The 21,893-nt window shown below is 70.0% G+C and carries 17 protein-coding genes; 10 read left to right on the top strand and 7 right to left on the bottom strand.

Features of this window, described 5'->3' with window-relative positions; all coding sequences use genetic code 11:
* Positions 1 to 17 precede the first annotated feature (17 nt).
* Genes kdsA through GGQ87_RS13145 form a run of 4 tightly spaced genes read left to right on the top strand, consistent with a single transcriptional unit; the run spans position 18 to position 4,452 of the window.
* Positions 18 to 881, top strand: a complete 864-nt coding sequence (gene kdsA / locus GGQ87_RS13130; RefSeq protein ID WP_425339283.1) for a 3-deoxy-8-phosphooctulonate synthase — start codon at positions 18 to 20, stop codon at positions 879 to 881.
* A gap of 18 nt (positions 882 to 899) precedes the next feature.
* Complete coding sequence (rfaE2, locus tag GGQ87_RS13135) at positions 900 to 2,354, top strand: D-glycero-beta-D-manno-heptose 1-phosphate adenylyltransferase (protein WP_168048472.1); 1,455 nt, start codon at positions 900 to 902, stop codon at positions 2,352 to 2,354.
* Positions 2,351 to 3,352 (top strand): ADP-glyceromanno-heptose 6-epimerase, encoded by a 1,002-nt coding sequence (gene rfaD, locus GGQ87_RS13140; RefSeq protein ID WP_245161600.1) that lies wholly within the window; start codon positions 2,351 to 2,353, stop codon positions 3,350 to 3,352. Before rfaE2 ends, rfaD begins: the two co-directional genes overlap by 4 nt.
* A complete protein-coding gene (locus tag GGQ87_RS13145; RefSeq protein ID WP_168048474.1) occupies positions 3,349 to 4,452 on the top strand; it encodes a DUF3089 domain-containing protein in 1,104 nt (367 codons plus the stop codon). Before rfaD ends, GGQ87_RS13145 begins: the two co-directional genes overlap by 4 nt.
* Here the strand turns inward: GGQ87_RS13145 and recG are convergent.
* Positions 4,449 to 6,536, bottom strand: a complete 2,088-nt coding sequence (recG, locus tag GGQ87_RS13150; RefSeq protein WP_168048476.1) for an ATP-dependent DNA helicase RecG — start codon at positions 6,534 to 6,536, stop codon at positions 4,449 to 4,451. The two genes, GGQ87_RS13145 and recG, sit on opposite strands and share 4 nt — an antisense overlap.
* Positions 6,537 to 6,669: 133 nt before the next feature.
* Here recG and GGQ87_RS13155 point away from each other — a divergent pair, with 133 nt between their 5' ends.
* Both GGQ87_RS13155 and mfd read left to right on the top strand, forming a co-directional pair.
* Positions 6,670 to 6,975: a succinate dehydrogenase assembly factor 2 gene (locus GGQ87_RS13155; protein WP_168048478.1), complete on the top strand. Its 306-nt coding sequence runs from the start codon at positions 6,670 to 6,672 to the stop codon at positions 6,973 to 6,975.
* A complete protein-coding gene (gene mfd / locus GGQ87_RS13160; RefSeq protein ID WP_168048480.1) occupies positions 6,975 to 10,427 on the top strand; it encodes a transcription-repair coupling factor in 3,453 nt (1,150 codons plus the stop codon). Before GGQ87_RS13155 ends, mfd begins: the two co-directional genes overlap by 1 nt.
* Here the strand turns inward: mfd and GGQ87_RS13165 are convergent.
* From GGQ87_RS13165 to GGQ87_RS13175, 3 genes are read right to left on the bottom strand one after another with little or no spacing between them, the layout of a single operon-like run.
* Positions 10,424 to 11,164 carry an SRPBCC family protein gene (locus GGQ87_RS13165; protein WP_168048482.1) on the bottom strand — a complete coding sequence of 247 codons (741 nt, stop codon included), beginning with the start codon at positions 11,162 to 11,164 and terminating at the stop codon, positions 10,424 to 10,426. The genes mfd and GGQ87_RS13165 overlap by 4 nt on opposite strands.
* Before the next feature lie 5 nt (positions 11,165 to 11,169).
* On the bottom strand, positions 11,170 to 11,766 hold the full coding sequence (locus GGQ87_RS13170; RefSeq protein WP_168048484.1) for a winged helix-turn-helix domain-containing protein: 597 nt from the start codon (positions 11,764 to 11,766) through the stop codon (positions 11,170 to 11,172).
* A gap of 42 nt (positions 11,767 to 11,808) precedes the next feature.
* Positions 11,809 to 13,122, bottom strand: coding sequence for a GGDEF domain-containing response regulator (locus GGQ87_RS13175; protein ID WP_168048486.1), 1,314 nt, complete (start codon positions 13,120 to 13,122; stop codon positions 11,809 to 11,811).
* A 171-nt stretch (positions 13,123 to 13,293) separates the two neighbouring features.
* On the opposite strand from GGQ87_RS13175, the gene GGQ87_RS13180 reads away from it, so the two are divergent.
* Entirely contained in the window at positions 13,294 to 14,235 is a 942-nt protein-coding gene (locus GGQ87_RS13180) for a YihY/virulence factor BrkB family protein (protein WP_168048488.1), read from the top strand.
* Here the strand turns inward: GGQ87_RS13180 and GGQ87_RS13185 are convergent.
* Together GGQ87_RS13185 and GGQ87_RS13190 are read right to left on the bottom strand one after the other, a co-directional pair.
* Positions 14,198 to 14,428: a sulfurtransferase TusA family protein gene (locus GGQ87_RS13185; RefSeq protein ID WP_168048489.1), complete on the bottom strand. Its 231-nt coding sequence runs from the start codon at positions 14,426 to 14,428 to the stop codon at positions 14,198 to 14,200. The two genes, GGQ87_RS13180 and GGQ87_RS13185, sit on opposite strands and share 38 nt — an antisense overlap.
* Positions 14,425 to 14,916, bottom strand: coding sequence for a CinA family protein (locus GGQ87_RS13190; RefSeq protein WP_168048491.1), 492 nt, complete (start codon positions 14,914 to 14,916; stop codon positions 14,425 to 14,427). Before GGQ87_RS13190 ends, GGQ87_RS13185 begins: the two co-directional genes overlap by 4 nt.
* An 83-nt stretch (positions 14,917 to 14,999) precedes the next feature.
* Between GGQ87_RS13190 and GGQ87_RS13195 the strand changes: the two genes are divergently transcribed.
* Positions 15,000 to 17,330 carry a fused MFS/spermidine synthase gene (locus GGQ87_RS13195; protein WP_168048493.1) on the top strand — a complete coding sequence of 777 codons (2,331 nt, stop codon included), beginning with the start codon at positions 15,000 to 15,002 and terminating at the stop codon, positions 17,328 to 17,330.
* A 1-nt stretch (position 17,331) separates the two neighbouring features.
* Here the strand turns inward: GGQ87_RS13195 and GGQ87_RS13200 are convergent, their stop codons facing one another.
* A complete protein-coding gene (locus GGQ87_RS13200) occupies positions 17,332 to 18,483 on the bottom strand; it encodes a bifunctional 2-C-methyl-D-erythritol 4-phosphate cytidylyltransferase/2-C-methyl-D-erythritol 2,4-cyclodiphosphate synthase (RefSeq protein ID WP_168048495.1) in 1,152 nt (383 codons plus the stop codon).
* A 63-nt stretch (positions 18,484 to 18,546) separates the two neighbouring features.
* On the opposite strand from GGQ87_RS13200, the gene dusB reads away from it, so the two are divergent.
* Entirely contained in the window at positions 18,547 to 19,599 is a 1,053-nt protein-coding gene (gene dusB / locus GGQ87_RS13205; protein WP_168048497.1) for a tRNA dihydrouridine synthase DusB, read from the top strand.
* Positions 19,596 to 21,887: a sensor histidine kinase NtrY-like gene (locus tag GGQ87_RS13210; RefSeq protein WP_168048499.1), complete on the top strand. Its 2,292-nt coding sequence runs from the start codon at positions 19,596 to 19,598 to the stop codon at positions 21,885 to 21,887. Before dusB ends, GGQ87_RS13210 begins: the two co-directional genes overlap by 4 nt.
* The last annotated feature ends 6 nt before the right edge of the window (positions 21,888 to 21,893 follow it).

Here is a 21,893-nt window from a genome sequence, read left to right on the forward strand (position 1 = left end):
TTTCCGGGAATCGCGCCGTGTCCAAACCGAATGCCATCATCGACATCAATGACGGGCTGCAGCGCCCGGTGAGCATCGGCGGCGGTCAGCGCATCGTCTTCATCGCCGGTCCCTGCCAGCTGGAGAGCCGCGAGCACGCGCTGGAGATGGCGCATGCGCTGAAGGAGATCGGTGAGCGGCTGAACGTCGGCATCATCTACAAGACCAGCTTCGACAAGGCGAACCGCACCTCGGCGACCGCCGCGCGCGGGTTCGGCCTGGAAGGCTCGCTGCCGATCTTCGCGGAAATCCGGGAGGTCACGGGCCTGCCGGTGCTGACCGACGTCCATACCGAGGAGCATTGCCGCATCGCCGCCCAGGCGGTGGACGTGCTGCAGATTCCCGCCTTCCTGAGCCGCCAGACCGACCTGCTGCTGGCCGCCGCGGCGACCGGCAAGACCATCAACGTCAAGAAGGGTCAGTTCCTCGCGCCCTGGGACATGAAGAACGTCATCGCCAAGATCACCGGCGCCGGCAATCCGAACGTCATGGCCTGCGAGCGCGGCGCCAGCTTCGGCTACAACACCCTAGTCAGCGACATGCGGGCCCTGCCGGTGCTGCGCGAGATCGGCTGCCCGGTCGTGTTCGACGCGACGCACAGCGTGCAGCAGCCGGGCGGGCAGGGCACGTCCTCGGGCGGACAGCGGGAGTTCGTGCCGGTGCTGGCGCGGGCCGCCGTCGCCGTCGGCGTCGACGCGGTGTTCATGGAAACGCACCAGGACCCGGACCACGCGCCGTCGGACGGGCCGAACATGGTGCCGCTCAGCCAGTTTGAAGCCCTCGCGGCCGATCTCATTGCCTATGACGACCTGACCAAGGCGCGGATGGCGAAGGCCGCGTGAATCCGATACGCCATGGCCATGGCTGAACGGACACTCGATCTCGGCGGATTGCAGGCCCTGCTGGAGCGGGTGCGCGGGCTGAAGGTCGCCTGCGTCGGCGACCTGATGCTGGACCGCTACGTCTATGGCGAGGTCAGCCGGATCTCGCCGGAAGCGCCGATTCCCGTGCTGCGGACGCGGCGCACGACCGCCATGCCCGGCGGCGTCGGCAATGTGGCGCGAAACGTGGCGGCGCTGGGCGGGGTGGCGCGGCTGGGCGCCGTCGCCGGACGGGATGCGGCCGGAGACGAGCTGGCGGCGCTGATCGCGGCGGAAACGGGGATCGAGGACGCCGTCGAACGGCGCGCCGGAGCGGCCACCATCGTCAAGACGCGCTTCGTGGCGGCCGGGCAGCAGTTGCTGCGGCTCGACGAGGAAGACGGGACGCTTCAGGGCGAAGAAAGTGACGCGTTTGCAGGAACTTCCGTCTATCTGTTGTCGGATTACGCCAAGGGAGTCGTCAGCGATCGGGTGATCGGTCAGGCGCTGAAGGCGGCGCGGGCCAGCGGGGCGCCAGTCGTGGTGGACCCCAAGGGGCGGGACTTCGCCCGTTATGGCGCGGTCGATCTGATCAAGCCCAACGCCAGCGAACTGGCCGGGGCGACGGGCCTGCCGGTGGAGACCGACGCCGAGATCGAGGCGGCGCTGCACGAGCTGCTGAACACGACCACGGCGAAGGCGCTGGTGGTGACCCGGGCCGGCAAGGGCATGAGCCTGATGCGGCGCGGCGAGGCCGCGCGGCATTTCCCGGGGCGGGCGCGAGAGGTGTTCGACGTCTCGGGCGCCGGGGACACCGGTCTGGCGGCGCTGGGGCTGGCGCTGGGCGCGGGCGCCTCGCTGGAGACGGCGGTCGAGTTCGCCATACTCGCCTCGGGCGTGGTGGTGGGCAAGGCAGGCACGGCCGTCGTTACGCCGGCCGAGCTGATCGACGCCGAGATGAGCCAGCATGCCGCGGGCGCCCACGCCAAGGTGATGCCGCTCGAGGAACTGGCGCATGTGGTCGAGGGCTGGAAGCGGCAGGGGCTGAGGGTCGGCTTCACCAACGGCTGTTTCGACATCCTGCACCGCGGCCACGTGGCCTATCTGGCGCAGGCGCGATCGTGGTGCGACCGGCTGGTGGTGGCGCTGAACACGGACGCGTCCGTCAGGCGGCTGAAGGGCGAGGGGCGGCCGATCAACGATCTGGACAGCCGGGCTGTCGTGATCGGCGGGCTGCAGAGCGTCGACCGGGTCACGAGCTTCGACGAGCCGACGCCGCTGACGCTGATCGAGCGGCTGCGGCCCGACGTGCTGATCAAGGGCGCGGACTATACGCGAGAAGGCGTGGTCGGCGGCGATCTGGTCGAGAGCTGGGGCGGCGAGGTCCGCCTGGCGACGTTCGAGGACGGCTATTCAACGACGAAGACGATCGAGAAGATGAAGGACGAGCGATGAGCCGGCGGATGATCGTGGTCACCGGCGGGGCCGGCTTCATCGGATCGAACATCGTCGCCCGGCTGTGCGCCGAGGACCGGCGCGACGTGGTCGTCTGCGACCGGCTCGAAGACGCGTCCCTGGGCAAGTGGAAGAACATCGCCAAACACCCGATCGCCGACTTCTGGCAACCCGAGGAGCTGTTCGAACAGCTGGAGCGGCACGCCGAACGGATCGAGGCCGTGGTCCACATGGGCGCCATCTCCTCGACGACCGAAGCGGATGCGGACCTGATCATCCGCACCAACTTCACCCTGTCGCGGGATATCTGGGACTGGTGCGCGCTGCGGGACGCCCAGATGGTCTACGCCTCGTCAGCGGCGACCTATGGCGACGGCGAACGGGGGTTCGAGGACGATGACAGTCTTGAGGGACTGGCTTCGCTCAGGCCGCTAAATGCCTACGGATATTCGAAAATGCTGTTCGACCAGTATGCGGCGCGGCAGTCGGATCGGGGCCAGTCCCCGAGCCAGTGGGCGGGGCTGAAATTCTTCAACGTCTATGGGCCGAACGAGTACCACAAGGGCGGCATGAAGTCGGTCGTGGCGCAGATCTGGCCCAGGGTAGCGTCCGGCGAGCCCGTGACGCTGTTCCGCTCGCATAATCCCAACTACCCCGACGGCGGGCAGCTGCGCGACTTCGTCTTCGTCGACGATGTGGTCGACATCGTCGACTGGCTGCTGGAGACGCCGGCGGTGTCGGGCGTGTTCAACGCCGGCTCGGGACAGGCGCGGTCCTTCCTCGATCTGGCCAACGCCACCTTCGCGGCGGCGGGCAAGGAGGCGCGGGTCGAATACATCGACACCCCCGAGAGCATCCGCGACAAATACCAGTATTTCACCGAAGCCCGGATGGAGCGGGTGCGCGCCGCGGGCTTCGGAGGGCAGTCGACGCCGCTGGAAGAAGGCGTCTGCCGCTATGTGCAGGACTTCCTGGCCACGGCGGACCCGTATCGATGAAGGGGCCGAAGCTGACCGCCCGGCAATGGACCGGCTGGATCGGCTTCGCGCTGGTCTTCCTGCTGACCGCCGCCTCGGCGGTGTGGCGCGGGGACATCCTCAGGGCCGGGCTGGACCCGCAGGTGCCGTTCCAGACCTATGAGCCGCCGCCCGCGCCCGACTATTCCAGGGCCGCGGCCTGGGCGATGAGCGAGGCGCGGGCGCCCGATGCCGGGCCGGCGGCGGTCTTCTTCGTTCACTCGACCACCTACGACGGGGGACGCGAATGGAACGGCCCGATCGGCGACGCCAAGGCTGACGCATATCTGAAGCGGGTGGTGCTGCCCAATTACGCCGGGCCGTTCGCGCGGCTGGGGGCGGTCAGCGCGCCCCGCTACCGGCAGGGCAGCCTCTATACGCGTCTGACCCTGCGCGAGGATGCGCGGGAGGCGCGGGCCTTCGCCTGGCAGGATGTGGCCGGGGCGTTCGATGCCTGGATCGCCCGTCACCCGGACGGGCCGATCGTGCTCGCGGGCGTGGAGCAGGGCGGCGAACTGGTCGAACGGCTCGTCCGCGAGCGGGTGCAGGGCGATCCGGCGTTGAGGGGCCGGCTGGTCGCGGCCTATCTGCTCGACGCGGTTACTCCGGCCGACAGTCTGTCGCCTGAGGTACCTGCCTGTTCCCGACGGAACCAGACCGGCTGCGTGGTCGGCTACTCCGCCGTCAGCGAGGGCAATGACGGCGCGGCGCGGCGGCGGCTGAGGCGGGCGCTGGTCTGGGACGACCGTGGGCGACTGGTCGAACTCGGCGAGCGTCCCGCCCTGTGCGTCAATCCCGTCACCGGCACGACATCCACGACGCCGGTCGAGGCCCGGCTGAACCGCGGCGCGACCAACGCCACCGGTCTGGAGTGGGGGGCGCATCCGGCGCTTCTGGCGCGCGAGATCGGCACACAGTGCCGCGACGGCCTCCTGCGCCATACAGAGCCGAGCTCGGAATCCTTCCGGCAGGCGGGTAGTTGGGCGGACAGAAGAAAGTCGCGGCCTTACAATCTGTTCTACGGCGACATTGAAGCCGATGCGCAGGCGCGGCTGACGGCCTGGCAGTCCGCCCGGCGCTAGTCGATGCCCGGCCGGTCATTGCGCCAGTCGAACAGCGCCTCCAGCACCCGCACCGCCTCGCCGCGGGGGGAGGTCAGGTCGGGATCGCGGCCCAGCACCAGACGGGCGTCGTCTGCGGCGGCCAGCATCAGCTCCCGGTGACGGATCGGATCGGCGAAGCGGTAGGCGGGGAAACCGCTCTGCTTCAGGCCCAGGGGGTCGCCGCCGCCGCGCAGGCGGAAATCCTCCTCGGCGATCTCGAAGCCGTCCTCGGTGCGTCGCAGCGTCTCCAGCCGGATGCGGGCCGTCTCGCCGAGACCGTCGTCTCCGCCGCCGTAGAGCAGGAGACAGGCGCTGGCGGCCGTTCCGCGTCCAACCCGTCCGCGCAGCTGGTGCAGCTGGGCCAGGCCGAAGCGGTCGGCGTGCTCAATCACCATGATGGAGGCGTTGGGCACGTCGACGCCGACCTCGACCACGGTCGTGGCGACCAGCAGTGGCGTGCGCCCGTCGGCGAAATCGGCCATGACGGCCTCGCGGTCCGCTCCGGGCATCTGCCCATGGGCCAAGCCGACCTCGACGCCAAGGATGCGGCGCAGGTCGGCGGCGCGGGCTTCGGCGGCGGCCAAGTCGGACGCCTCGCTTTCGGCGACCAGCGGACAGATCCAGTAGGCCTGCGCCCCGCTGTCGAGCGCGGCCTTGAGACGTTTGGCGACCTCGCCGATCCGGGCCTGCGGGACGACGGCGGTTGTCACCGGCGTGCGGCCCGGCGGCTTTTCGGTGAGGCGCGACACCTCGAGCTCGCCGTACTGGGTCAGCTCCAGCGTGCGCGGAATGGGCGTGGCCGACATGGTCAGCAGGTGGACGCCGCCGGTCCGGGGGTCTCCCTTGGCCTGCAGGCGCTGGCGCTCGTTGACGCCGAAACGGTGCTGCTCATCGATCACGGCCAGCGCCAGCCGGTCGAAGCGGACCGCATCCTGGAACAGGGCGTGGGTGCCCATGGCCACCCGTGCTTCTCCGGACGCGAGGGCGGCAAGGCGGGCGCGGCGCTCGGCCGGGGTGTCGCGGCCAGTCAGCAGAATCGTCGGAACGCCGGCGGCGTCCAGCATCGGCGCAAGCCGCTGCCAGTGTTGGCGGGCGAGGATTTCCGTCGGGGCCATAAGCGCCGACTGGAAGCCGGAGGCGGCGGCGTCGGCGAGCGCCAGGGCCGCGACGGCGGTCTTGCCGGAGCCGACGTCGCCTTGCAGCAGCCGGCCCATCTGTTCCCCCGAGGCGAGGTCGCGGCGGATCTCCGCGATGGCCTGCGTCTGAGCCCTGGTCAGGGTGAAAGGCAGGGCCGCCAGCACGCGTTCCGAGGCGTCGCCGGGATGGATCACCGGCGCCGGTGTGATCTGACGGGCGCGGCGGCGGCGGGCCAGTGCGAGCTGGTGGGCGAACAGTTCGTCGTAGGCGAGCCGCTGGCGGACCGGGGCGTCCGGCTGGAGATCGGGCTCCGCGGCTGGTGCATGCAGGGCGGCAAGCGCGGCGCGCCAGCCGGGCCAGCGCTGCTTCGCCAGCCAGGCGGGGTCCTGCCACTCGGGAAGTTCGGGCGCGTGTTCCATCGCGCCCTGCACCAGTTTGCGGATGATGCGCGAGGTCAGGCCCTGGGTCGCGGGATAGACGGGCTCGACGCCCGCGATGTCGTCGGCTTGGGCCGGGGTGAAGACGTCCGGATGGACGATCTGCACCTCATTGTTGAAGCGCTCGACCTTGCCGGAGACCAGTCGCCGCTCGCCCTTGGGCAGCAGCCGGCTGATGTTCTGCGCCGAACCGCCGAACCAGATCAGGTGGACGAAGCCTTCGGCATCCGACGCGCGGACCTTGATCGGCGCGCCGGGTTTTGCGGGCACGATCAGCCGGTCGACGATGACGTCGAAGACGCCGACCATGCCCTCGGTCGCCGTCGTGGCGGTCATCGGCCGGCGCACGATCAGGCCGGACGGCGACAGGAACAGCAGGTCGCGCACCAGCGGCCCGGCCAGCTTCTGCACCAGCGGCAGCACCTTGGGCCCCACGCCCTTCAGGGTGGAGACCTCGGCGAACAGGGGAAAGAGACTCGGCGGCCGCATCCGCGACAGCATAGCTGGCGGAACGGGCTGTGGAACGCTATCTCACGCGCTTCATTGAAGAGCCCTGTCGCTCGCTGCGCGGCGGCTCGCTGCTTGAGGCGCTTCTCACCATCTCCAACGGGCAAGGAAGCTTGTGGCCGATACCGACGCACGTCTGAAAGAGAGATTGGGCCGTATCGGCTTCCGGGCGTGGCGCCGCGGATTCCGCGAGGCGGACCTCGTGCTGGGCCCGTTCGTCGATCAGGTCGGCCCGACGCTGGACGATGCTGAACTGGATTCACTGGAGGCTCTGCTGGCGCAGGACGACGATCACCGACTCTATGCCTGGATCATCGGCACGGAGCCGACGCCGACCGAGCACGACACGCCCGTGCTGGCGAAGATCCGCGCCTTCATGGCCGAGCATGTCGCCGCCGCCGTCGCCGAGGGGGCCGGCTGATGGACGCCATGGTGAAACGCGACGACCGCGAGCTGGGCGGCGCACCGGAGGGGCTCGACGCCCTGACCGTGGCGGAGCGGCTCAAGACGGAGGGCGGCCTCGGGCTGTTCGTCGCCCGCGACTACGCCCGGATGGGCGAGTTCGTGCAGGCGTTCCGGTTCTTCGCTGACAACATTGAAGTCGTGGAGTTTCCCGCGTGGGACTGCCTGCCCTACGACCGCTTGAGCCCGACATCGTCGGTGTCGGCTGAGCGGATGGCGGCGCTGACGCGACTGGCCCAGCGCCTGCCGGACGACAGCAAGCCCCTGCTGGTGGTGACGACTGTCAGCGCGGCCATGCAGCGGACGCCGCCGCGCGAGGTGACCTGCGGGGCCGGGTTTGAAACGACTGTGGGGCTCGATCTCGATACGGCGGCGCTCGAGCGATACTTCGCGGCCAACGGCTATATGCGCGCTTCCACCGTGTCGGAGCGCGGCGAGTTCGCGGTGCGCGGCGGGGTCATCGACGTCTATCCTCCCGGTTTCGAGGAGCCGGTCCGGCTGGACATGTTCGGCTCGGAGCTGGAGTCGGTCCGCACCTTCGATCCGGCGACGCAACGCTCGACGGGTCAGCTGCGTGACGTGTCACTGGCTCCGGTGTCGGAGGCGCTGCTCGACCCCGAAAGCATCTCCCGGTTCCGCACGGGCTATCTTGAACTGTTCGGAGCGGCGGGAGACGACCCGCTCTACACCGCGATCAGCGAGGGCGCGCGGCGGCAGGGCATGGAGCACTGGCTGCCGCTGTTCTACGAGCGGCTGGAGACGCTGTTCGACTATCTGCCCGATGAAGCCCGGCTGTTCCTGGACAACCAGGTCGAGGCGGCGCGGGCCGAGCGCTGGACCCTGACGAAGGACGCCTACGACGCCCGGCGCGACGCGGCGATGGGCAAGGGCGGCGCCGCCTATCGCGCCCTGCCGCCTGAGCGGCTCTATCTGCCGGAGAACGACTGGAACAGCGCCTTGGCGGGCCGCTGGGTGCGACGCCTGTCACCTTTCACCGTTCCGGGCGAGAACGCCGGCGGACGGTTGGGCCGCAGCTTCGCGGCCGAGCGGGCGCAGGACAGCGTCAATCTGTTCGAGGCGGTGGCGCGGCATGCCGAGGCGGTGAAGACCGCCGGCAAGCGGGTGCTGTTCGCGTCCTGGACGGAAGGCTCGTCGGAGCGGCTGGCCTCGATGCTGGCCGACCATGGGCTGGAACATGTGGTGGCGGTCCGCGACTGGGCCGATGTCCAGACCGCGCCGAAGGACATCTATCTGCGCGGCGTGCTGCCCGTGGAGCACGGCTTCGAGACCGACGACATCGCCGTCGTCTCCGAGACCGACATCCTCGGCGACCGGCTGGCCCGGCCCAAGAAGAAGCGTCGGGCGTCGAACTTCCTCGCAGAGGCCTCGGCCCTGACGACCGGCGATCTGGTGGTCCACCTCGACCACGGCATCGGCCGGTACGAGGGGCTGAAGACGCTGGAGATCCAGGAGGCGCCGCACGACTGCCTGGAGCTGCTCTACGCGGGCGAGTCCAAGCTGTATCTGCCGGTAGAAAACATCGATCTGCTGACGCGCTACGGCACCGAGGCGGACGGGGTTCAACTGGACCGGCTGGGCGGGGCCGGATGGCAGGCGCGCAAGGCCAAGGCGAAGCAGCGTCTGCGCGACATGGCCGAGGGGCTGATCGCCCTGGCGGCCAAGCGCTCCCTGCGCACCTCCGACGCCATCACGCCGCCGCACGGGCTGTTCGACGAGTTCTGCGCCCGCTTCCCCTACGACGAGACCGACGACCAGCTGGCCGCCATCGGCGACGTGCTGGAGGATCTCGGCAAGGGCACGCCGATGGATCGCCTGATCTGCGGAGATGTCGGCTTCGGCAAGACCGAGGTGGCGCTGCGGGCGGCCTTCGTGGTGGCGATGAGCGGTCAGCAGGTGGCGGTCGTCTGCCCGACGACCCTGCTGGCCCGCCAGCATTTCAAGACCTTCAGCGAGCGGTTCGCCGGCTGGCCGATCAAGGTCCGCCACCTGTCGCGGATGGTGACGGCCAAGGATGCATCGGAGACGCGGGCGGGGCTGAAGGACGGCAGCTTTGAGATCGTCGTCGGCACCCATGCGGTGCTGAGCGAGCAGGTGGGCTTCAAGGACCTCGGCCTGGTGATCGTCGACGAGGAGCAGCACTTCGGCGTCAAGCACAAGGAGAAGCTGAAGTCCCTGCGGGCCGACGTTCACCTGCTGACCCTGACGGCCACGCCGATCCCGCGCACGCTGCAGATGGCGCTGTCGGGCATCCGCGAGATGTCGATCATCGCCACGCCGCCGGTCGATCGTCTGGCCGTGCGCACCTATGTGACGCCATGGGACCCGGTGCTGGTACGCGAGGCCCTGCTGCGCGAGAAATATCGCGGCGGGCAGGCCTATTATGTCGTGCCGCGCCTGAGCGATCTGCCCGACATCGAGAAATTCCTGCGCGAGCAGGTGCCCGAGATCAAGTTCGTGGTCGGGCACGGCCAGATGTCGCCGACCCAGCTGGAAGACGTGATGAGCGCCTTCTACGACGGCAGCTACGACCTGCTGCTGTCGACCACCATCGTTGAGTCCGGACTTGATGTTCCGACGGCCAACACATTGATCGTGCACAAGGCCGACATGTTCGGCCTGGCGCAGCTGCACCAGATCCGGGGCCGGATCGGGCGGGCCAAGGCGCGGGCCTTCGCCTATCTGACCACGCCGCCCGAGAAGCCGATGAGCCTGTCGGCCGAGCGGCGGCTGCAGGTGCTGCAGTCGCTGGACAATCTGGGGGCCGGCTTCCAGCTGGCCAGCCACGACCTCGATCAGCGCGGCGGAGGCAATCTGCTGGGCGACGAGCAGTCGGGCCACATCCGCGAGGTCGGGGTCGAGCTGTACCAGCAGATGCTGGAGGACGCGGTCGCCGAACTGCGGCAGGCCGGCGAGGGCGGAGGCGTGGTCGACCGGGGCTGGTCGCCGGCCATCAACGTCGGCGCCGCGGTGCTGATCCCGGAAGAGTATGTGCCGGACCTGAACGTGCGGCTGAGCCTGTATCGCCGCCTGTCGGACGCGGAAAACAACGAGAGCCGTGAGGCGCTGGCCGCCGAGCTGATCGACCGGTTCGGACCGCTGCCGGACGAGGCCAAGCAGCTGCTGCGCATCGTCGGCATCAAGGCCAACTGCAAGACGGCCTGTATCGAGCGGATCGACATCGGGCCCAAGGGCGCCGTGCTGACGCTGCGCGACAACAGCTTCCCCAATCCGCAGGGGCTGGTCGGGCTGATCCAGAAGAACCACGCCTTCTGGAAGATCCGGCCGGACCAGAAGATCGTGGTCAAGGGCGACTGGGACACGCCGGAGGACCGGCTGAAGGTCGCCGAGCGGATCACGGCCGATCTGGCGCGTGTGGCGGGCGCCGCCTAGCAGCCCGGGGCGACGGTCTCGAACCGCTCGTCCCACCAGGCCTGCCAGCGCGCCTGCAGTTCGGCCAGCGCGCCCTCCGACAGGCCATAGGTGGTCAGGGTGAGCATGGTCGAGCCGGTCGGCTTCTTCTCGCTGCCGGGCTGATCGACCACGACCAGCAGGCCGTCACCCCAGGCGTCGACGGTGACGCCCAACTGGTGACGCGCCGTGAACCAGACCTGCCCCGCGGAGGTGTCGGGCCCGACCTGCCCCGCCCATGGCTCCCCCGCGGCGGGCGCGGCGTCGAGGCCCAGCAGCGAGCGACCGAGCCGGTCCGCGCGCGGCGGGCCCGAGAAGAAGATCGTGCGGCGCCGCTGATCCGGATGACGGGCGAAGGCGAAGGCCAGTTGCCAGGTGAAGGACACCCAGCCCTCGATCATGCCGTCGAAGACATCGGACCAGTCGCCGGCGGGGGCGGAACGGACCACGCGCACGACGCTGGCGTCGCCCCGCGCCTCGACCTCGTAGCGGTCGTTGACGCCCGGGAAGCTGACCACGCGGCGCGCGTCGTCGGCCACGGCGTTGGCGACGAAGATGTAGTCGATTTCGTCGTCGAGGGAATCCGTCTCCCAGCCGAACCAGTCCTTGATCTTCTTCGGATCGCGGAGAGCGGCCCAGACGGCGTCGGCCGGGGCGGGGACGGTGACCTCGACGAGGACGTGGTCTTCCATGGGCTTGTCGGCTGCGGCGTCGGTCATGGTGGTCAGTTCCTCGTCAGGGCGGCTTTGGCCACGGCCGGGTGGGCGGCGGCGGTGAGACGGTAGCGGCGCCCGGAGGCGGCCGAGTATTTGCGCGCGAGGGCGGCGACCGCCTCGGCCACCTCCTCCGTGAAGGCGTCGAAGTCGGCGGGCGTGGCGAAACTGACGTCGGCCTCGACCGTCAGGGTCAACAGGCGGGCGCCCTCGGCCTCGGCCGCCTGCCGCATCCGGGCGACGTCGCGGACCATGGCGGAGGCGGTGGAGATCAGGTGATCGGCGGCATGCCGGTCCTGCGCCTCGACGGCGTCGGGGGCGGGCGGCGACTGCAGCAGGGCAGGGTCGAGTACATACTGCCCCGCGGCCACGAACAGACGTTCGGTGAAGCCGCGCTTCTTCCGTTCGCCGGCGAGGCGGACGAGGCCGGCGGTTTCGAGCGCCCGCAGATGATGGCCGATCTTCTGGCGCGGCATGTCGAGCTGCTCGGCCAGACCGGCGGCGGAGGCGGGCTCCACGAGGGCCGCCAGAATGCGCCGGCGGATCGGCGCCATCGCCAGCAGGGCGGTGTCGAGATCATCGAGCAGGGCTGAGGGACGCGCCGTCATGGCCCGAACCTGCATTAGACAGCTAGAATTGTCAAATGGGCGTCAGAGGGAAGGCCGGATGTCCCTCGAAGCGCGTTCCAGCACGGCGGCCGGCGATTCGCCGGGGCCGACTTCCGCCACGCCCACCTCGAACTCGACCACGAAGGGCGACCGGTCGACGCCGGCGTCGAAGGCGGTGCAGCCGATCACGGCGGCGATGCGGTCAGCCGCGACGCGGCCGGAGGGACCGCGGGTGGCGGGCAGGGCGAGGGCGAAGACGTCGGCCGACAGGCGCGCGGCGGTGTCCTCGGTGCGGATCAGGCGCGAGACCATGGCGCCGATCTGGGGGAGGGCGCGGTCCAGCCAGCCGCCGTTACGTGCCTGGTGCACGGCGGGCGTTTCCGCCACGCGCAGCACGACGACGGAGAGGGGACGCCGGCGCAGGCGGGCGCCCTCGGCGACGCGCGCGAGGTGGCTTGCGAACAGTTCGGGCGTGAACAGGCCGGTGGCGGGATCCGTCAGGCCCGAGCCGCGGGCGCTCTCCAGCGCCTTGCGGATGGCGACGTGCCGGCGGTGATGCCGCGCCAGGGCGACGATCCGTTCGGCGGTCTCTTCCTCGGGCGTGTCGGCGGCGGCGACGTCGGCGAAGCCACGGTTGTAGAGCTCCGACAGGTTTATTTCGCCCGATCCACGCAGATAGAGGACGGCGGGGATGTGATAGAGCCGCGTGTTCCGCTTCATGCCCGAGGCGATGGACAGGGCGGGGGCGTGGTCCTCGGCGCCCCAGAGCACGGCGGCGTCGAACGGGCGCTCGTGCAGATAGTCGAAGGCGGTGTAGGGGGTCGGCGCGGCCACGACCTCGCAGCCCCGATCCGACAGGGCGTTGGACAGGGCGAGGAAGTGCCGATCCGGCTTGCCGGCGGCGAGCACGCGCAGCGGCGCGGGGTCTTCGTCGGTCGAGGGCAGGGGCTCGCCGCGAGCGGCGAAGGTCGCTTCCCGAAGCGACACCTCCTCCTCGGCGATGGCGGCGCGGACGAGGTTCTCGAGACGCAGGGCGGCCTGGGCGGCGTGAGGCGGTCCGGACATGGCGATGTCGGCGACGCCCACGGGCCAGTCGACGGCCTCCGGCCCAATGGCCATGACCGGCAGCTTGCGTGGCGACACCGTCTGCCGAAGCGCGGCGATCCCGTCGACCGCGCCGGGCATCCGCGCGTCGACGATGACGGTTTCCAGCGGCCAGTCGATCAGAACCTGAACCGCGCCGGCCAGCGAGCGCGCCGTGACTGTGCGCCAGCCCAGCGCGTCCAGTCCCTGGCACAGGGACCCGATCAGGTCGTCATCGGGCGCGACGACCAGAATGCGCGGATCGGAAGTCAAGGCGATGTCTCCAGCAGCCCCCCACCCGGGCCGCGCTCTCAAGCCGGCGGACCATAGCGAGGGTCGCCGCCGCGAGGCAACCGGCGCGGCCATCCTTTCCCCAGCCTCGAATTACGGTAAAGGAACGGCATCCGAGGCTGACGGGGCAGGGGTTTGCAGGCGAAGACGGATATGACGGAGGCGGTGCGCTGGGCGAGACCGGCGCTGTGGGGGCGTCTGGCGGTCAAGGCGTTCACGCGCAGCTGGGGCCGCGACGTGATGCTCTATACGGGCGGCGTGTCCTTCTTCGCCCTGCTGGCGGTGTTTCCGGCCATCGCCATCCTGATCGGGTTCTACAAGGCCGTGCTGTCGATCGGTCAGGTTAGCGAACAGGCGGCCGCCCTCGCCGACGTCATGCCGCACGCGGCGCGCGCCATATTCATGACCGAGATCGACCGGCTGGCCAACGCCTCGGCCCGGACCGTGTCGGCCCAGAGCGGCTTCGCCCTGATCATCGGCGGTTATGCGGCGCATCGTGGATTCAAGGCCTTGCTGGCGGGTCTGAACCTGATCCATGACGAGACCGAGCCGCACGGGTTCCTGAAATTCAACCTGCTGGCCTTCTTCGTCGCCCTGTTCGCCTTCGCCCTGTTCACGATCGTTTCGGGCGCCGTGGTGACCTCGCGCCTGCTGGAGCACACCGGCCCCGGCGCGGTGGCGGAGCCCGGCGGCATCGGCGCGGCCTTCGTGGGCCTGTGGCCGGCGCTGGGCCTCGCTGTCGGCCTGACCTCGCTCTACCGCTACGCCATGTCCCACCGGACGCCGGTGGCGTGGTTCCCCGCGATCGTCGGCGGGGTGGTGGCGACGGTGATGTCGACCATCTCGTCCTGGCTGTGCGCCATCTATGTCGAGCAGATCGCTCCTCTGGGCGCGACCTACGGCTCGGTCGGCGCCATCGTCGTGCTGCTCATCTGGCTGTCGTGGAACGTCAACGCCATCTTCTACGGCGGGGCCTTCGCCACCGAGATGGAAATCCTGCAGCGGTCCAGCGGCGCGCCGGAGCTCGAGCCCGCCGATCCCTTGCCGGAATCGGTCGTCAGCCTGTCCGAGCGGCGGGCGTCTCGACGGCGATAGTCAGGACGCCATCGCTCTCCTCGATCGAGAGCACCCGTCCCCCCATCCCGGCCAGTAGATGCGGCACGTCGATGCGCGCCATCGGATCGGTCGCCAGCAGGGTCAGGCGCGCGCCCGGTTCCGCCGAGCGCATGGCCTTCTGCAGTCTGAGGCTGGGCGTCGGGCAGCGATGTCCCCGGGCGTCGACGATCATGCTGCGATCCGGTTGAGCAGAAGCGTCAGGGCCACGCGGACGCTGGCCAGCCTGACGCCCTCGCGGCCGATGTCGCCGAAGCGGCGCTCGACATGAATCAGCCCGGCCGGTCCCGCCGCCGCGAAATGCACGAGGCCGACGGGTTTGTCAGGCGAGCCGCCGCCGGGTCCCGCAATGCCGGTCACCGCGACCGACACCCGCGCCGCCGAGCGGGCGACGGCGCCCTCGGCCATGGCGCGCGCCACCGGCTCCGAAACCGCGCCGTGACTTTCGATCAAGGCGCCGGGTACGCCAAGCAGATCGGCCTTGGCGGCGTTGCTGTAGGTGACGAAGCCGCGATCGACGACGGCGGACGACCCGGCCACGCCCGTCAGGGCGCCGCTGACGAGACCGCCGGTGCAGCTCTCGGCCGTGGCGACCTTCAGACCGCGGGCCGTGGCGGCCCGGATAACCTCACGGGCGAGGCTGTCGATGTCGTCGGGAAACATGAAGCGGGGCCTTCCGAAGCGGCTGCGAGTCGGTCCAGTGTGGCGCGATGCGCCCGGAGACGGCGCCAGCATACGGGGCGGGCATGAGCGACACCACTGGCGAGTCCGGTCTCGGGTCGGGCGTCACGACAGATCCGGCGCGGCCCGCGGACCGGCTGACGCCGCTGCTGTTTGCGCTGGCGATCTTCACCTCGGCCTCGCTGGTGTTCGTGGTCCAGCCCATGGTGACCAAGCTGGTCCTGCCGATGCTGGGCGGATCTCCGGCGGTCTGGAACACGGCCATGGTGTTCTTCCAGGCGGCGCTGCTCGGCGGCTACCTTTACGCCCACCTGCTGCAGCAGGTCGGATCGATCAAGCTACAGGTGGCCATCCATCTGGTGCTGCTGCTGATTGCTGCCCTGTTCCTGCCGCTGCACATCAACGGCTGGCTCGGCGATCCCGACCCGAACGCGCCGATCGGCTGGCTGCTCGCCACCCTGGCCCTGTCCGTGGGCGCGCCGTTCGCGGTCCTGTCCGCGACCGCGCCCCTGTTGCAGGCTTGGTTCGCGCGGGTGCGGGCGGGCTATCCCGACGGGAAGAACCCCTACGTCCTCTATGCGGCGTCGAACCTCGGCAGCTTCCTTGCCCTGCTGTCCTATCCCGTACTGATCGAGCCGCTGACCACCCTGACCGGACAGCGCGGCTGGTTCGGCTGGAGCGGCGGCTATGTGATCTTCGTGCTGATGGTGGCTACGCTCGCCTTCGTGGTCTGGCGCAGGCGTCTGGACCGCGAGGCCGAACCGGCGCAGCTGGCGTCGACCGCCCCGATCCCGTGGCGCGAGAAGGGGATTCTGGTCCTCCTCGCCGCCGCGCCGTCCAGCCTGATGATGGGGGTGACCACCCATCTGTCGACCGATGTGGCCTCCGCGCCCTTCCTGTGGGTCATTCCGCTGGCGCTGTATCTCCTGACCTTCGTCATCGCCTTCCAGGCCCGGCCGTGGATCCCGCTGCCGATCACCCTGCCGATACAGGGCGCGATCGGGGCGGTGTGCGTGCTGCTGGTCGCCTTCCGCACCCTGGAATGGCCGATCGCCTTCACGGTGCACATCCTCGCCTTCTTCTTCGCCGCCCTGATGTGCCACCAGACGCTGGCGGCTCGGCGCCCGCCGCCTGACCGTCTGACCGAATTCTACCTGCTGCTCTCGGTCGGCGGGGTCGTCGGCGGAGCGTTCACGGCGCTGCTGGCTCCCGTGATCTTCAACATGGTCTGGGAGTATCCTCTGGTGCTGGTGCTGGTCGGCCTTGCCCGGCCATGGGGCAAGGGACCGCTGCGCGCGGAAGAGAAGGGCGCGCTGGTCGCCGCGGCCGTGTTCGCGCTGCTGCCCGTGCTGCTGTCGGCCTGGCTGACCTATGACGACGCCGCGCGCGCGAAATTCTACGACATCTCCCCGTTCGGCGTGGACCAGCTGGCGCTGTGGATTCTCGGCCCGGTGGCGATCTGCGCCTTCCTGCTGAGGGACCGCGCGCTGGCCTTCGTCGGCATACTGGCGATGATCGCCCTGTCGTCCCAGTACGTCGTCCGCATCTACGACTGGAGCTATTCGGAGCGCAGCTTCTTCGGCGTGATGCGGGTGGCGAAGATCAACGACCAACGGATGGGCGGCGACGTTCACGTCCTGATGCACGGCACCACCCTGCACGGAGCGCAGGCCCGCGACGCCCGCTTCGACTGCGAGCCGACCCTCTATTACCACCCGATGACGCCGATCGGGCAGGCCGCGACGATCGTGGGGGCGCGGGGACCGGCGAACATCGGCGTGGTCGGTCAGGGCTCGGGCGCCATGGCGGCATACAAGCGGGCCGGGGACACCCTGACCTTCTTCGAGATCGACCCGATGGTGGACCGGATGTCGCGCGATCCGCGCTGGTTCACCTACATCTCGAACTGCGCCGCGGGCGAAATCCGGACGGTGCTGGGCGACGCACGGCTGACGCTGAACCGGGAGCGGCCCGGATCGTACGACCTGCTGATCATCGACGCCTTCTCTTCCGACGCGGTGCCGACGCACCTGCTCACGGTCGAGGCCATCGAAGGCTATCTGAAGCTCCTGAAGCCCAACGGCGTGGTGCTGCTGCACCTGTCGAACCGCAACCTCGACATCACCTTGCCGGCTATCGCCGCGGCGAAGACCCTGGGCAAGCCGAGCCTGCACAACCTGTACCAGGAAAGAAGCGGCGCCATGCCGGACATGGCCATCGCCTCCACGGAGGCGCTGGTCATCTCGCCCACCGAGCAGGGACTGGCCGACTTCCGGGCCAATCCGGACTGGTCGGCGTCGCCTGAGACGACGGTGCGGCCCTGGACCGACGACTATGTGAACCTGTTCGGCTCGCTGTGGCGCGCCTTCCGCCCACCGCCGGAGCGGCCGTACTAGGTCAGGCCTGCAGGTCGATCGTCGCGATCGCCTGGGCGGCGAGGCCCTCGCCGCGGCCGGTGAAGCCCATGGCCTCGGTCGTGGTGGCCTTGACGCTGACGGCGTCGAGCGGGAGCGACAGCAGGGCGGCGAGCCGTTCCCGCATCGCCTGACGGTGCGGCTTCACCTTGGGCCGCTCGCAGATCAAGGTGACGTCGACATTGATCAGCCGGCCGCCGCGCGCGTGCAGCCGCTCGACAGCGTGCGCGAGAAAGCGGTCCGACGAGGCGCCCTTCCACTGCGGATCGGTCGGCGGGAAGTGATCGCCGATGTCGCCGTCGCCCATGGCGCCCAGAACCGCGTCGGTCAGCGCGTGCAGGCCCGCGTCCGCGTCGGAATGGCCGATCAGGGTCTGGTCGTGGGCGATCTCGACACCGCACAGCCAGACGGAGGATCCCGGCCCCCAGCGGTGGGCGTCGAAGCCCTGGCCGACACGGATCTGATGCGGGATCAGGGCCTCGGCCATGGCGAAATCCTCCGGGAAGGTCAGTTTCATGAGGCGGGGATCGCCCTCGACAAGGCGCACCCTGCCGCCGGCGCGCTGGACGACGGTGGCTTCATCGGTCGCGGCTTCGTCGGCGGGCCAGGCGGCATAGGCGTCGACAATGGTTCGATACCGGAACGCCTGAGGTGTCTGGGCGCGCCAGAGGCCGTCACGCTCGACCGGATCGGCCATGAGGCCATCGGCTCCGCGACGCAGACTGTCGGCGACGGCGAGGGCGGGGAGGGCGCCGTCCGCGTCCGCGAGCGCCTCCAGCGTCCGCGTGATGACCGCGGCGGACAGCAGCGGGCGCGCGGCGTCGTGCACGAGCACCGGCCGCTCGCCGGGGCCGCCGAGGATCGCCAGACCGCTCTTCACTGAGTCGGCCCGGGTCGGGCCGCCCTGCGCCAGCCGCCAGCCGGAAAGACCCGACAAGGCCTCCGCCGCCTCGGCGTCTGCGCCCGGCGGGACCACGACCACGAGGTCCTCGGCGCCCGCCGTCAGCAGCGCCTCCACCGACCAGCGGATCACCGGCTTGCCGCCCAGCATCCGCCACTGCTTGGCCCCGCCGGCGCGGGAGCCTGAGCCGGCGGCGACCACGATGGCGGCGAAGGCGGGAAGGGGTGAAGTCATCCCGGCCTTCTAATCGCCGCCGTCGTGCTTGACGAGAGGAGCTTGAGCGGCGGTAAGGAGCCGATGGCTGCAGGCATTCAGATCGGCGATGTGTGGGTGCCCGGACGGGTGCTGACCGCGCCCATGACCGGCATCACCGACCTGCCGTTCCGGCGGCTCGCCAGCCGTCTGGGCGCCGCCTATGTCGCCACCGAGATGGTCGCGGCAGCCGAACTGGCGCGGGCGCGGCCGGACGTGGTTCGTCGCGCCGCCGTCGGCGAGGGCCTGCCCCTGACGGTGATCCAGCTGGTCGGGCGCGATCCCGCCTCCATGGCCGAGGGCGCGCGGATGGCCGAGCGGGCCGGGGCTGACATCATCGACCTGAATTTCGGCTGCCCGGCCAAGGAGGTCACGGGCGCGGCCTGCGGCTCGGCTCTGATGCGGACGCCGGACCTGGCCTGTCGCCTGATGGAGGCGGCGGTGAACGCCACCAGCCGCCCTGTCACGGTCAAGATGCGGCTGGGCTGGGACGACGCCAGCCGCAATGCGCCGGAGCTGGCGCGGCGGGCCGAGGGGTTGGGCGTCAAGGCGGTGACGGTGCACGGGCGGACGCGGCAGCAGTTCTACACGGGCGTCGCGGACTGGACGGCGGTCGGCGAGGTCAAGGCGGCCGTGACCGTGCCGGTGATCGTCAACGGCGACATCGTCACGGCGGCCGATGCACGGGATGCGCTCGCCCGGTCTGGTGCGGACGCGCTGATGCTTGGGCGTGGCGTCTACGGGCGGCCGTGGCTCGCCGCGCATCTGGAGCGCGCACTGGCGGACGGAACCGTGCTGGAAGAGCCCGACGCGGAGGCTCGGCTGGCGATCGTGGTGGAGCATCTGCAGGCGTCGGTGGCCTTCTACGGCCTGCCGCTGGGGCTGAAGATGTTCCGCAAACACCTCGGCTGGTATGTCGAGCAGGCGCCGTGGCCGGCGGATCCTCTGGACCGGCGGGCGGCCAAGGCCCGGCTGTGCCGGCTCGACGAGCCGGACCAGGTCGAGCCGGCGCTGGCCGAGCTCTGGCGGCCAGTGACGCTTTCAGGCAACTCCGTTGTTGATATTGAGCCACAGTTCGCCGAAGCTGGAGCGGCATGACGGACACGCCCTCCTCGGCAGCCGAACCCGACGCCGCCCCGCCAAGGGGACCGGCGCGCTGGTTCGCCGGCTGGTCCGAGGAGCGCCGGCGCAACACCTTCCTGATCGCCTACACCATCGCCTTCCTGATCACGGTCGCCGCCATCTGGCTGGTGGCGGTGGCGCCGGGTTCGACGGGCGAGGGCGCGCGCGGCATGGCCAGTCAGGCCGTGCTGGTCATTCTGGCGGTCAACCTGTTGCTCATCGGCGCGCTGGCGCTCGTCGTCGGACGACGGGTGTTCTCGCTGTTCAGACGGCGCACCCATGCGGGTGCGAGGCTGCACCTGAGGTTCGTCACCCTTTTTTCGATGGTGGCGCTGGTGCCGGCCATCCTGATCGCCTTGGTGTTCGGGGTGCTCGTCAACCGTGGCGTGGACCAGTGGTTCAGCGACAACGTCAAGTCGGCCGTCGACAACGGAGCCCGGATTGGCGAGGCCTATCTGGCCGACGTCTCGGCCGAGATGGACGGAGACCTCGGGGTCATCGCCGAGCAACTGGGCGGCGTTCGCGGCCTGTTCGGAAACCAGATCCAGTTTTCGGACGCCCTGACACAGATCGCCGATCTGTTCGGCTATCCCGCCATCTATATCCTTGGACCCGACGGAGAAGTTCTGGCCAGCGGCGAGACGGCGGGAGCCCCGCCCTACGTCGCCCCGCCACGAGCGGTTCTCGAGGCCGCCGCGGAAGGCGGCGAACCGCCCCAGCAGGTCACCGAAAACCCGGACACCGTCCGCTCGCTGGCGGTGCTCCCGGCCTATGGCGACGCCTACCTCTATCTGGTTCGGCCGCTGCAACCGGGCCTGATCGCGCAGATGCGCAACGGAGAGGAATCGATCGTCGCCTATCGCGAAGCGCGTGAGAGCCGCGACCGGATTCAGGCCGCCTTCGCGCTCAGCTATATCGAGACGGCTCTGCTGGTGCTGGTCGGCGCCATCTGGCTGGGCATGTCGGCTGCCAGCGCCATTTCGGCGCCGATCGGACGGCTCGTCGAGGCGGCGGATCGCGTGGCGGGTGGCGATCTGACCGCACGCGTCGAAGACGAGGACGGTCCCGGCGAGATCAAGACCTTGACCGCGGCCTTCAACCGGATGACGGGGGATCTCGAGGCTCAGCAGGCGGCGCTCAGGGCGGCCAGCGAGGAGGCCACCGGTCGGTCGCGCTTCATCGAAACCGTGCTGTCCGGCGTGTCGGCGGGCGTGATCGGCGTCGACCGGCGCAGGCGGGTCTCGGCCATCAACGACAGCGCGGTCGAACTGCTCGGCCTGTCGGACGCCGAGATCATCGGCCGGCCGCTCGGCGAGGCGGCGCCGGAGCTCAGCGAACTCGCCGGACGCGCCGAGGCTCACATCGAGGAGGAGATCGACGTCAGCCGGGGCGGCGAGACGCGTCGCCTGCGGGTCCGGATCGAGGGCGGCGTCGGCGGCGAAATGGTGCTGACCTTCGACGACATCACCCGTCTCGTCACGGCCCAGCGCAACGCCGCCTGGCGCGATGTGGCCCGGCGCATCGCCCACGAGATCAAGAACCCGCTGACCCCGATCCAGCTCTCGGCGGAGCGTCTGCGCCGCCGCTACCGCAAACAGGTCGGCAACGACGTCGAGGTGTTCGACCGCTGCACCGAGACCATCATCCGCCAGGTCGGGGACATCGGCAGGATGGTCGATGAATTCTCGTCCTTCGCCCGCATGCCGGCGCCGCGCTTCACTGCCGAGAATCCGGCGGAACTGTTGCGCGAGGCGGTGTTCGCCCAGCGCGTGGCGGCGCCGGATATCGGCGTCGAGCTGATCGAACCCCTGCCGGCGGCCGTACTGCACGCCGACGGGCGGATGGTCGGTCAGGCGCTGACCAACATCCTGAAGAACGCCGGCGAGGCGGTTGCCGCCCGGCGGGCTATCGCCCCCAAGCCGGAGGACGGGCAGCGGCCCGGCGTCTCGGCCCGGCTTTCGGTCGAGGACGGCTTCGCCACCTTCGTCATCGAGGACGACGGCGTCGGCCTGCCGGCGAAGGACCGGGATCGCCTGACCGAGCCCTATGTGACGACCCGCGAGAAGGGCACCGGGCTGGGCCTCGCGATCGTCAAACGCATCTGCGAGGAACACGGCGGCGAGCTGAAGCTGGCCGACGCCGAACATCTGACCGGGGCCCGGGTGTGCCTGGTCTTCCCCCTGAAATCACCACAGCAAGCGGCCGCGGCCGGGGGCAAGGACGCCGCGGCGTCCAAAGCGCCCGCCGTCGCGGCGGACGGATAGCGAGGC

The sequence above is a fragment of the Brevundimonas alba genome, assembly GCF_011927945.1.
In the GTDB taxonomy this organism is placed as follows: domain Bacteria; phylum Pseudomonadota; class Alphaproteobacteria; order Caulobacterales; family Caulobacteraceae; genus Brevundimonas; species Brevundimonas alba.

Bases quoted from the DNA above. Each gene is read 5' to 3' on its own strand.
- GGQ87_RS13200 (WP_168048495.1), bottom strand. From the start codon at position 18,483: ATGACTTCACCCCTTCCCGCCTTCGCCGCCATCGTGGTCGCCGCCGGC.
- GGQ87_RS13210 (WP_168048499.1), top strand. From the start codon at position 19,596: ATGACGGACACGCCCTCCTCGGCAGCCGAACCCGACGCCGCCCCGCCA.
- GGQ87_RS13145 (WP_168048474.1), top strand. From the start codon at position 3,349: ATGAAGGGGCCGAAGCTGACCGCCCGGCAATGGACCGGCTGGATCGGC.
- GGQ87_RS13165 (WP_168048482.1), bottom strand. From the start codon at position 11,164: ATGACCGACGCCGCAGCCGACAAGCCCATGGAAGACCACGTCCTCGTC.
- GGQ87_RS13195 (WP_168048493.1), top strand. From the start codon at position 15,000: ATGAGCGACACCACTGGCGAGTCCGGTCTCGGGTCGGGCGTCACGACA.
- GGQ87_RS13185 (WP_168048489.1), bottom strand. From the start codon at position 14,428: ATGATCGTCGACGCCCGGGGACATCGCTGCCCGACGCCCAGCCTCAGA.
- GGQ87_RS13190 (WP_168048491.1), bottom strand. From the start codon at position 14,916: ATGTTTCCCGACGACATCGACAGCCTCGCCCGTGAGGTTATCCGGGCC.
- rfaD (WP_245161600.1), top strand. From the start codon at position 2,351: ATGAGCCGGCGGATGATCGTGGTCACCGGCGGGGCCGGCTTCATCGGA.
- GGQ87_RS13180 (WP_168048488.1), top strand. From the start codon at position 13,294: ATGACGGAGGCGGTGCGCTGGGCGAGACCGGCGCTGTGGGGGCGTCTG.
- recG (WP_168048476.1), bottom strand. From the start codon at position 6,536: ATGCGGCCGCCGAGTCTCTTTCCCCTGTTCGCCGAGGTCTCCACCCTG.
- rfaE2 (WP_168048472.1), top strand. From the start codon at position 900: ATGGCTGAACGGACACTCGATCTCGGCGGATTGCAGGCCCTGCTGGAG.
- mfd (WP_168048480.1), top strand. From the start codon at position 6,975: ATGGACGCCATGGTGAAACGCGACGACCGCGAGCTGGGCGGCGCACCG.
- dusB (WP_168048497.1), top strand. From the start codon at position 18,547: ATGGCTGCAGGCATTCAGATCGGCGATGTGTGGGTGCCCGGACGGGTG.
- GGQ87_RS13170 (WP_168048484.1), bottom strand. From the start codon at position 11,766: ATGACGGCGCGTCCCTCAGCCCTGCTCGATGATCTCGACACCGCCCTG.